We start from the raw sequence: 10208 nt of genomic DNA, 5'->3' as shown, positions 1-10208 counted from the left end.
CCGTACTGGTTTAAAGTTAATCCACTATATTGATGGGGCAAGAAAGGCTGATTATATAATGAAAACGGTCGGATTTTCTCCGACCGTTTGATTCTGTTTAAGGCAGACGGGCAATCATGTTTGCCATCATTGCCGCCTACCTGTTCATCACCTGCTTACTCTGCTGAATTATCAACTTTTTGCGCACCTTGCTCGCGCTTGATTTCCTTGCTGAAATAACGCAGCAATGCGTCAAAAATGTTGGCAGACTGCTGTTGTGCCAGCATTTGTTTGGCAGCAGGCACTTGGGAAGCAATATTTTCCGGCGCTGCAATATTTTGTACTTCAACAATTACAGGAGCCGGCATGCCTTCCAGCAGCATGGCGTATGCAGGTTTGCCATTTTGCGGACGGGCTTTGATCAGTTCGTTATACGCTTCGGGTGCCATGGTTCGGCGTGCATCTTGCGCACTCAATTTCGATACTTCCGACCATTTCAAGTCAACTGCCTTGCCTGCCTTCAAAGCCTCGATGGCTTCTTTGGCTTTTTTATCGGCCAGTTTTGCGGCTTCACTGCGCAGATAAGCCAAACGCACTTCTTCTTGAACGTCAGCGAAAGGTGCGGTTTTTTCTTCCCTGACTTCTTTGACACGAATGACCCAAACCGTATCTTTGTCCATGGAAATCAAATCGGAATTGTGTTTTTTCTTCAACACATCTTCACTGAACGCAGCATTAATCAATGCATCGGGCAAACCTGCTGCTTTACCGTTGGCTTGAGTCAACCAATCTTGATCCAGGCTTTCCAGTCTCAGATTTGTTTTTTTGGCGACATCCGCCAAGGAAGTCGGCGTATTAAATGCTTCTTCAGAAAGCTTTTCTTTGGCCGAATTAAATTCGGAAGCAGCTTTTTTCAGCTTCAAATCGGCTTCGATACGGGCTTTTTCATGTTCTAAAGACACTTTGTCTTCGATATTCAAAACTTGGACGATATCGTAGCCGACCGGCGTTTGAACCACATCGCTGATTCCGCCTTTAGGCAGCGAGAACGCCACGTTTTCCAAATCCGTACCCAAGCCGCCGTCTTTAGACAGATAGCCCAAGTTGCCGCCTTTGGAAGCAGATGCGGTGTCTTTTGAATATTTTTTCGCCAAAGCAGCAAAATCGGCCGGCTTGGCTTTCAACTCTGCCGCAACTTTGTCTGCTTCGGCTTTGATTGCCGCGCGTACCGTTTCATCGGCATCTTGGGGAACCGGGAAGAAAATGTGGGCAATTTCACGGCGGGGCGAAAGATGGGGCGCCTGTTCGTCAAATGCCTTTTTCACTTCATCTTCGCTGACGGTCTGTTTGTCCGCCAAATCTTTTGCACTCAGGGCGATGTATTCCAATTTCACACCTTGTGGAATCAGATAATCTTTTTTGTGCGCCTCATAGTATGCCTTCAACGCGGCATCATCGACTTTTACTTGAGAAACAAAGGCTTCAGGATTGAATGTTACCGAACGGATATCGCGTGTCGCCTGAGTTAGCTTAACCAGTTGCTCTGCTTGCGCATCGCTGACAATCGCACCGTTTTGCACCAAATTGATCAAACTTTGCAGCGCATAACGCTCGCGGATATCAGCAACGAACTGATCTTCCGTCATATGGCGCTGGCTCAGGAAGTTTGAAAAGATTTGTTGGCTGAATTTACCGTTTTGATCGTGAAAGGTAGGGTCGTCCACGATCAGTTGTTTAAGCTGCTCTTGGGAAACTTCCACACCCATCAGCTTGGCACCTTCCTTCAGATAGGCGCGTTGAACCAAAGATTGGAATACGGCTCCCCGCGACGGGCTTTGGCCTTGAAGCTGCTCACCTTGCAACTCATTATTCAAAGAATACTCACTGATTTTTTCATCCCCTATTTTGACGATAAAATCAGAGCCGGGCGCAGCAACCGTGCTGACACCGAAGCCGACGAAGGTCAGCGCAATCAAACCCAACAAAATCTGGGCCGGAGTTTTATATTTTTCAACGGTATGGAACATATTATCTGAAGACGTAATGATTAAAATAGCAAACGCGCATTGTAGCGCGTTTTGCCTTGTTATGCACTCTTGGCAGAACGATGGCCCGACTTATTTTTCAGACGACCCTATCCCGCCGTATCGTGTTATTTTGAAAAAATTTCTTGATAGTTTTCTTCGGAAAAACCGACGAAAAACCGCCCTTCCTTTTCCAAAACCGGACGCTTGATGATGCTGGGCTGCTCCGCCATCAATCGAACAGCGCCATCGACAGTAGCAGCAGCGGCTTGGGCTTGCTTATCCAGCTTGCGCCACGTCGTACCACGTTTGTTCAATAAAACCTCCAACGGTATCTGCTCCAACCATTTGCTTATCGTGTCAACTTGCGGCGGGCTCTTTTTAAAATCCACAAATTGAAAATCAACGCCATGTTCTTCCAACCATTTGCGGGCTTTTTTCACCGTATCGCAATTGGGAATGCCGTATAACTGAATCATCTTGAAATCACTCTCTATCTTAAAGAAAAAGCGCCGTCATTTTAGCCGATTTTCCTTTTAATCAGAACAAAATGGGTCGTCTGAAACCTTTTCAGACGACCTCTACATGCTCTTCCCAAGTTTGAACGGCTTTTTTCATCAAGCATTTGTTCTTATAATATCGAACTATTCCATTGCTACCCGACAAAGGATTCCACATGCAAACCCGCCTGCCATTTTTTGGTGTCGTCCGAGTCAGCGGGGAGGACAGAGCCTCCTTTCTTCACGGCCAATTATCCAACGACATCAACCATCTGAACGAAAATTCTGCTTGTTATGCCACTTACAACACCCCGAAAGGGCGCGTGTTGGCAAATATGATCGTCCTCAACCGAGGAGAAGACTTGCTGCTGATTATGGCGCAGGATCTGACCGAAGCCATTGTCAAACGGTTGCGCATGTTTGTCCTGAGAGCCAAAGTCATCTTTGAACCGCTGCCCGATTTTGCCGTCGCAGGCGAGCTGGACGAAACTGCCTCACCCTCTCCCGCAGCCGAACCTGCCCTATCCTTTCCTGCCCAAGCAGACAATGGGGTATACATCATTACCCTGCCCCATTCAGGTCGTCTGAAAATCGGCGAAGCCGGGCTTCTGCCCGAATATGACGCGGCAGCCGAAAACGCTTGGAACCTGCACGAAATCCGCAGCGGCTACGCTTGGATTTCGACGGCAACCAAAGAAACTGCCGTTGCCCAAATGCTCAACCAACACATCATCGGCGGCGTACATTTCAAAAAAGGCTGCTATCCGGGACAGGAAATCATCGCCCGCGCCCAATATCGCGGACAAGTCAAACGCGGGCTGGCGGTTTTGCGGGGTGATTCGTTGGAAGCTGCAGGCGTTGCCGTTCAAAACGGAGGCGAAGAAGCCGGACAAATCATCAATACCGCGCTGACCGATACCGGCAGCCTGAGTCTTGCGGTTATCAAATTTTCCGCAGCACACGCCGATTTGACCGATGCCGACGGCAATGCTTTAAAACAAGAAACCTTGTTCTTTACAGTGGATGCTTGACGCGCAGCGATCAGTCAATCCTCCATTACTATAGTGGCTTAACTAAATCAGGACAAGGCGACGAAGCCGCAGACAGTACAGATAGTACGGCAAGGCGAGGCAACGCCGTACTGGTTTAAAGTTAATCCACTATAAAAAGGTCGTCTGAAAACGCAACATAGACAATCCCGGCGTTTTCAGACGACCTTTTTCAATCCTTCCTTATTTCTGCCAATACGTTTTCACGTTCACAAATTCATACAACCCGAATTCAGACAATTCCCGTCCGTAACCGGAAGCCTTGACGCCGCCAAAGGGAAGACGCAGGTCGCTGCTGGTGTGGCGGTTGATAAAGACCGAGCCTGCTTGGATTTTTTCGGCAAACGCCCAAGCGCGGCGGGTATCGGCGGTATAAATGCTGGCGCCCAATCCGTAGGGCGTATCGTTGGCAAGGGCGACGGCGTGTTCCTCGTCCTTCGCCCGCAAAATCATGGCAACCGGCCCGAAAACCTCTTCACTCCAAACGCGGCAGTCAGGATTCACTTTGTCCAATACGGTGGCAGGGTAAAACCAGCCCTTTCCTTCGGGAATGAAACCGCCCGTCAGAACCTGCGCACCGTGTGCGACTGCGTCCTGTACTTGAGCATGTACGTTTGCGCGCAAGTCTTCGCGGTGCAGCGGGGCAAGCGTGGTCGCAGGGTCTTTGGGATCGCCCGTTTGCAATTTGGCGCATTCGGCAAGAAACAAGGGGATGAAGCGGTCGGCAACGGCTTCGGTAACGACGATTCGTTTGGCTGCGTTGCAAGATTGACCCGCATCGCGGAAACGCGAATAACAGGCTTCGACGGCGGCGCGTTCGAGATCCGCATCGGGCATGACGATGAAGGGGTTACTGCCGCCGAGTTCGAGGACGGTTTTTTTAAGGTGTAATCCCGCATGGGCGGCGAGCAGGCGGCCGGTCCGCGTCGAGCCGGTAAACGCCATCGCATCGGTGTCTTCAATGGCTTTCAACGTATCGTCGTTATTCAACCATGCGCCAATCAACGGGAGGTCGTCTGAAACCAGTTCCAACAGCGCAGCGCTGACCCGAGCAACACTGGGCGCAGGTTTGACGGCACAAGCGTTTCCCGCGCACAGGGCTGGAATGGCAAAACGCAAAACCTGCCAGACAGGATAGTTCCACGGCATGACGGCAAGCACAACACCCAACGGCTCAAAACGCACCTGACTAAGGCTCGCCTGCGTGGCAATGGTCTTATGCGCCAGCAACTCAGGGGCAAGGCGGACGTAATATCGGATGAGTTCGACCGATTTATCCAGTTCGGCACGGCATTCATGCAGGCAGCGTCCGACTTCTTCGCAAACCATTTCCGCAAGCCGCTCTTTGTTTTGCGCCAAACGCTCGGCAAAAGCTTGCAGCAAAGCAGTCCGTCCGGTAACTCCCAACCGCGCAAATACTTGCTGGCGCACCTTCAACGCTGCCAATTCTTGTGCAAACTCTGCATAACCCTGCGCAGGACGGCGGCAAAGGGTTTCGCCGGTATAGGCGTTGATGCTGTGAAACATGGTTCGGCTCCTTTGTATGTCGGTTTTATTTTAGGTCGTCTGAAAATTAAGACGTTCTTTCAGACGATGTTTGTTCACCAAAGATGGCGCGATTATATAGCAAACTCGGATAGAACATCTCCACACAGTCCTTTCCGGACAGACAACCCAGACTAAAAGGAATTTATGTCATTCGCTAATAACGCTTAAATTTTGCCATTCCCATCCCCTGATTTTGTAGAAACTGCTGAATTTATCGAGGAATCAGCCGTCTTGTTCTGACCACCTAAATGCCGCACCTTCTGAATAACGCGCCTTGATCAAATCCTTTTAATGAAAAAGAAAAGAGAAAGTAATAAAAAGAATACTGCCAACTTTAAACAAAATACGGAGTTAGAAGCTAATATTGCAAGTAAATTCACATCCTTCGTTATTTTTTTGTTTGAATAAATATATCATTTTTGTAATACGAAACTAAAACGCCATTTAAAAAGTTTGTTTCATTGGGGTTTAATAATAATATTTTTGCATTTGTTATAGGGAATCTTTTATTTATATTTTCCATTTTACATAAATCATCAAGTCCGTAACAAGATAGCCAGTATGATCTTAATCCTGTTTCAAGCTTAATCTTTCTTTCTCCTCTATTAGGGGAGGAAATCAGCATTGTTGCCTCATTGAAAGATTGCTCCTCACCTTTAAAACTCAAGCCATAGGGAGCAATAAAAATACCTGCCAAAAGAATGCAAAACAACGAGAAAAATAAAGAAATAATATAATATTTAAATTTCATGTTTAACCTATATATGAAAAGAAGTGGTAAATAAAATTTGGCTGAAAATACAACAAAAGGTCGTCTAAAAATATTCAGACGACCTTTTGATATTTTCAAAAACCCTGATGTAAGGACCGAGAACTACTCAATTCGTCTGAAACTGAAATTCTGCGTCGCAAGCCAGCACACGCCGGAGCCGATGCAGACCATAATCGCGCCCTGCCAAAACTGTACAGACAGGGGCGCATTGAGCAGGACAGAGGAAATTAAGGCAGAAAAAATGGGAATGAAATAGGAAGCACCCGCCAAGACGGTCATATTGCCACATGAAATGCCGATGTTCCAAACCGCATAGCCTAAGCCCATGCAGGCTGCGGCGGAGACGGCATAAAGTATGGAGTCGGTATCGAAATGAAGGCTGCCGTAGCCGCCTGCGAAATATTTTGCCCACAGGATACAGGACACGAGGAGGAAGAAAAAACCGACGGCATTGCCCTGCGCTTTGGTTCTGGCGGTCAGGGTGCAGTATGCCGCCCAAAACAGCGCGTCCAACAATGCCATGATGTAACTGAGCGGGTTGGTTCGGACGTTGCCGATAATCTCGGGCAGAGAGAATCCGCCGTCACCGCCTAAAACGGTGGCAATGCCTACAAACGACAGGATAAAGCCTATGCCTATCCACCATTTTGCGGGCTGCTTGTTAAACCAAACCGCGCCGATGATGGTAAACGTCGGCCAAAGATAATTGACCATACCGACTTCGACCGCTTGGCGTGCGTTGTCGGCAAAACCGATGGAAAGAGACAGGCACAATTCGCAGCCGACGAAAAAAATGCTTGCCCAAAAAAGGTAGCTGCGGCTGAACTGCCGCAAATTCGGCAATCCGAAAATAGCCAAGAGCAACAAAGTGGAAAGGCTGTACATCACCGCCGCGCCACCAACCGCCCCCATGTGCAGGCTCAAGGCGCGTATCAATCCGACGACGGAACTCCAAAAGGCTACGGCAAGCAGACCTATGGATGTGGCTTGATTGGGGGTAAATGCATGTTGGAGCAGACGGTTCATGATGTGTTGTGTTGGAATTTGTTTTATTGTGTAATTTTTTGATATTTTACGCCTCCTGTTTGCATAATCAAGAGGAAAGGTCGTCTGAAAACACGAGTGCAGATACTGCCAAACTGTTTTCAGACGACCTTTTGCTGTTTTCTGAATTTAATATTCCTTCCCCTAGAGACGAATTCAGTTTCATTTCAGTCATGATTTCTACTTATTACAATCGCAATTCTTCAAAATAGTTATTTATCGTCATATCTGAAACAGTAGCTAAATCTATCAATTCTGGGTTGATTATGTAATTTTTCAAGCTATCAGAATGATTCAAATGGTAAATAGTCGTCAACAAATTAACAAAATACCTTTCCCCTTTTACCATTATTTTTTCATCGACATCCGTTATAAAATAAATTTCCCTATCTTTCAGATATATGATTTGATTTTTCTTCAAATCTACCGTCCATTCCTCAATCGATTTATTCATGCGCGCATTTTGAATATACAGTTCAAACTGATGGCTATAAGAAAAATCTATTCCTACTTTAATAAATAAATCATCTCCAAAAAATTTGGATTCAAAATCAGCCCATAGCTCATCTTGAAATTTTTTATTTACTTCTTTTATGAAATCATTAAATTCAATCATCTGATTACCTCTGACGGCAGCTTTATATAAGCTGCTTTATTAGTTGTCCGATGGACATCTGCGCTTTTGCTGCCCTTAAAAATCTCAAAGGATTATAGTCGGGTCGTCTGAAAACCGATATCGACCCTATCTCCCTCTTCCAATCCAGAATATAACGAAATCGCATTAAATTAAAACCAAGCATTCTTTCCGTTTTTCAGACGACCTGTTTACAGTATCGCCACTGTTTTCAGAAAAATTCACCATTCAACCAAACAATTAAAGCCGCGCAGGCAAATGCTCTGCCTCAAGCAGCCGTCCGCACAAAGGAACCGACATGACCCCAGCCAACCCGCTTCCCACCGAACTTTCCGCACAACTCGCCGCCCTCTCGCCTACACAGCTCGCTTGGCTTTCCGGCTACTGCTGGGCGCAAAGTCAAGGGGCGGCGGGCGGTTTGAGTGTTTCCGTAGCTCCCGCCGTTGCAGCCCCCGCGCGACGCGTGTTGGTCTTATCTGCCTCGCAAACGGGCAATGCGCGCGGCGTTGCCGAATCTTTACACGCCAAACTCAAAAACGCCGGCGTAGAAGCCGTATTGAGCAGCGCGGGGAACTTCAAAAGCAAAACCCTGCCCGATGAAGACATCGTGTTATTGGTAACATCCACGCAAGGCGAGGGCGAGCCGCCCGAAGAAGCCCTGCCGCTGTATAAATTCGTCTTCGGCAAAAAAGCCCCCGATTTGGGCAAACTCACTTTTGCCGTTTTAGGTTTGGGCGATTCTTCCTATCCCAATTTCTGCCAAGCGGGCAAAGACTTTGACGCCAAATTTGCCGAACTGGGCGCACGTCGTCTGAACGACTTGGGCATCTGCGATTTAGAGTTCCAAAGCGCCGCCGACGCGTGGATAGAAGCCGTCGTCCCCCAAGTTGCCGAGCTTGCCGTGCAAACCGCCGCAGCATCCGTTGCAACACCTGCCGCCCTTCAAACCGCAGGCACTGTCTATACCAAAGACAAACCTTATACCGCCACCCTGTCCGTCCGCCAAAAAATCACGTCCCGCTCCGCCGAAAAAGACGTGGAGCACATCGAAATCGACCTGTCCGGCTCCGGACTACACTATCTGGCAGGCGACGCATTGGGCGTACTCCCGCTCAACGCTCCCGCTTTGGTTCAAGAAATCCTCGATTTGCACCAATTAAGCGGCGAAGAAAAAATCCGCCTTTCAGACGACCTCGAAACCGACATCCGCACCGCCCTGACCGAGTCCGCCGACATCACGCAAAACACGCCCGCACTCGTGCAGCAATATGCCGAGTTGTCCGGCAGCGAAGAACTCAAAACCACAGCCGCCGACAAAGCCCGATTGGACGCCTACCTCGCCGCCACCCCGCCCGTCGGCGTCTTCGCCGCCCACCCCCATCCGCTGGACGCGCAAACCCTGTTCCAACTGTTCCGCCCCCAAACCCCGCGCCTTTACTCCATCGCCTCCGCGCAAGACGAAGTCGGCGAAGAAGTCCACCTGACCGTCGGCGTCGTCCGCTTCGAACACCACGGCAACACTTACACCGGCGCAGCCTCAGGCTATCTGGGCGAACGCCTTGAAGAAGGCGGCGAAGTACGCGTCTTCGTCGAACCCAACCCCAATTTCCGCCTGCCCGCCAACGGCGACACCCTCGTCATCATGATAGGCGCAGGCACAGGCATCGCCCCCTTCCGCGCCTTCATGCAGCAACGCGCCGCCAACGGCGACAACGGCAAAAACTGGCTCATCTTCGGCAACCAACGCCTCGCCGACGACTTCCTCTACCAGCTTGAATGGAGCGATTACCGCAAAGACGGCATCCTTACCCGTGCCGACTTGGCATGGAGCAGACAAGGCGAACACAAAGTCTATGTCCAACACAAAATTGCCGAACACGCCGCCGAAGTTTGGAACTGGCTGCAACAAGGCGCACACCTCTACGTCTGCGGCGACGCCACCCGCATGGCACGCGACGTAGAAACCGCCCTGATCGACGTCATCGAAACCCAAGGCAAACTCAGCCGCGACGATGCCGAAGACTATCTCAACGAAATGCGCGAAGACAAACGCTACCAACGCGACGTCTATTGATACCGCCCCAAACAAAAGGTCGTCTGAAAAGCCCAAATCGGGTTTTCAGACGACCTTTCGCATCATCAAGCCATACTATAGTGGATTAAATTTAAATCAGGACAAGGCGAGGTAACGCCGTCCTGGTTTAAAGTTACCACTATATCTCGCTAAACAAAGCAAACCATTCAGACACACCTTCCACCGCTTATCCCATTTTCTTTACCCATTATCTCAACCCAGCTAACATACAAAATTCATCGTCATTTCCACCCAACATAAAACCCGATTTATTTGTTACAAACCGCATCAGGAGATGACGAACATCGAAAAAGCACAAAGAAGGTTATCAATAATGAAGACATTCAATAGAAAGCTGATAGTATTGGCGGGCTTGCTGGTTATAGCGGCATGTAGCAATCAGCCGAATTTGACGCAAGATGGAAAGCACGATGCAGAAGCCGTTAAAACTGCAGCTACCCCGCATTTTGAATGTCATCCTTCCGAGTATAAGTTTAATGTGCCTCCTCGGCTCCCGCCTGCAGATCCTGCAGCATACCCGCGATATGAGCCTTGTATATCGAAACACCCGTATCATAGCAACA

Annotated in this window: 9 protein-coding genes and 1 pseudogene; 3 read left to right on the top strand and 7 right to left on the bottom strand. The window is 48.9% G+C overall.

What is annotated here, in order from left to right:
* Positions 1-155: 155 nt before the first annotated feature.
* A complete protein-coding gene (locus HMPREF2726_RS02995; RefSeq protein WP_070602123.1) occupies positions 156-2006 on the bottom strand; it encodes a SurA N-terminal domain-containing protein in 1851 nt (616 codons plus the stop codon).
* Positions 2007-2131: 125 nt separating this feature from the next.
* Positions 2132-2482, bottom strand: a complete 351-nt coding sequence (locus tag HMPREF2726_RS02990) for an ArsC family reductase (RefSeq protein ID WP_070512126.1) — start codon at positions 2480-2482, stop codon at positions 2132-2134.
* Between the two features lie 197 nt (positions 2483-2679).
* Here HMPREF2726_RS02990 and HMPREF2726_RS02985 point away from each other — a divergent pair, with 197 nt between their 5' ends.
* Entirely contained in the window at positions 2680-3534 is an 855-nt protein-coding gene (locus HMPREF2726_RS02985; protein ID WP_070602122.1) for a CAF17-like 4Fe-4S cluster assembly/insertion protein YgfZ, read from the top strand.
* Between the two features lie 201 nt (positions 3535-3735).
* On the opposite strand, the gene HMPREF2726_RS02980 is transcribed toward HMPREF2726_RS02985, so the two are convergent.
* From HMPREF2726_RS02980 to HMPREF2726_RS02965, 5 genes are all read right to left on the bottom strand, one after another.
* Entirely contained in the window at positions 3736-5079 is a 1344-nt protein-coding gene (locus tag HMPREF2726_RS02980) for an aldehyde dehydrogenase family protein (RefSeq protein WP_070602121.1), read from the bottom strand.
* A gap of 409 nt (positions 5080-5488) precedes the next feature.
* Positions 5489-5851 carry a hypothetical protein gene (locus HMPREF2726_RS02975; protein ID WP_094113199.1) on the bottom strand — a complete coding sequence of 121 codons (363 nt, stop codon included), beginning with the start codon at positions 5849-5851 and terminating at the stop codon, positions 5489-5491.
* Positions 5852-5974: 123 nt separating this feature from the next.
* Entirely contained in the window at positions 5975-6898 is a 924-nt protein-coding gene (gene yddG, locus HMPREF2726_RS02970) for an aromatic amino acid DMT transporter YddG (RefSeq protein ID WP_148132461.1), read from the bottom strand.
* Positions 6899-6965: 67 nt separating this feature from the next.
* Positions 6966-7091, bottom strand: coding sequence for a hypothetical protein (locus HMPREF2726_RS14775; protein ID WP_283118430.1), 126 nt, complete (start codon positions 7089-7091; stop codon positions 6966-6968).
* Between the two features lie 12 nt (positions 7092-7103).
* On the bottom strand, positions 7104-7532 hold the full coding sequence (locus tag HMPREF2726_RS02965) for a hypothetical protein (protein ID WP_070496223.1): 429 nt from the start codon (positions 7530-7532) through the stop codon (positions 7104-7106).
* Between the two features lie 316 nt (positions 7533-7848).
* On the opposite strand from HMPREF2726_RS02965, the gene HMPREF2726_RS02960 reads away from it, so the two are divergent.
* Together HMPREF2726_RS02960 and HMPREF2726_RS14305 are read left to right on the top strand one after the other, a co-directional pair.
* Positions 7849-9624, top strand: a complete 1776-nt coding sequence (locus HMPREF2726_RS02960) for an assimilatory sulfite reductase (NADPH) flavoprotein subunit (RefSeq protein ID WP_070602119.1) — start codon at positions 7849-7851, stop codon at positions 9622-9624.
* A 295-nt stretch (positions 9625-9919) separates the two neighbouring features.
* Positions 9920-10208 (top strand): annotated as a pseudogene (locus HMPREF2726_RS14305) (hypothetical protein); the annotation flags it as partial.

Origin of the sequence: Neisseria sp. HMSC074B07 (genome assembly GCF_001810355.1) — a bacterium.
GTDB lineage: Bacteria > Pseudomonadota > Gammaproteobacteria > Burkholderiales > Neisseriaceae > Neisseria.
The sequence above is the reverse complement of the archived record's forward strand: the minus strand, read 5'-3'. Positions and strand labels throughout refer to the sequence as shown.

What these genes read in the sequence shown, in the direction of transcription:
- HMPREF2726_RS02995 (WP_070602123.1), bottom strand. Translation starts at nt 2,006, where the DNA reads ATGTTCCATACCGTTGAAAAATATAAAACTCCGGCCCAGATTTTGTTG.
- HMPREF2726_RS02990 (WP_070512126.1), bottom strand. Translation starts at nt 2,482, where the DNA reads ATGATTCAGTTATACGGCATTCCCAATTGCGATACGGTGAAAAAAGCC.
- HMPREF2726_RS02985 (WP_070602122.1), top strand. Translation starts at nt 2,680, where the DNA reads ATGCAAACCCGCCTGCCATTTTTTGGTGTCGTCCGAGTCAGCGGGGAG.
- HMPREF2726_RS02980 (WP_070602121.1), bottom strand. Translation starts at nt 5,079, where the DNA reads ATGTTTCACAGCATCAACGCCTATACCGGCGAAACCCTTTGCCGCCGT.
- HMPREF2726_RS02975 (WP_094113199.1), bottom strand. Translation starts at nt 5,851, where the DNA reads ATGAAATTTAAATATTATATTATTTCTTTATTTTTCTCGTTGTTTTGC.
- yddG (WP_148132461.1), bottom strand. Translation starts at nt 6,898, where the DNA reads ATGAACCGTCTGCTCCAACATGCATTTACCCCCAATCAAGCCACATCC.
- HMPREF2726_RS14775 (WP_283118430.1), bottom strand. Translation starts at nt 7,091, where the DNA reads ATGACTGAAATGAAACTGAATTCGTCTCTAGGGGAAGGAATATTAAAT.
- HMPREF2726_RS02965 (WP_070496223.1), bottom strand. Translation starts at nt 7,532, where the DNA reads ATGATTGAATTTAATGATTTCATAAAAGAAGTAAATAAAAAATTTCAA.
- HMPREF2726_RS02960 (WP_070602119.1), top strand. Translation starts at nt 7,849, where the DNA reads ATGACCCCAGCCAACCCGCTTCCCACCGAACTTTCCGCACAACTCGCC.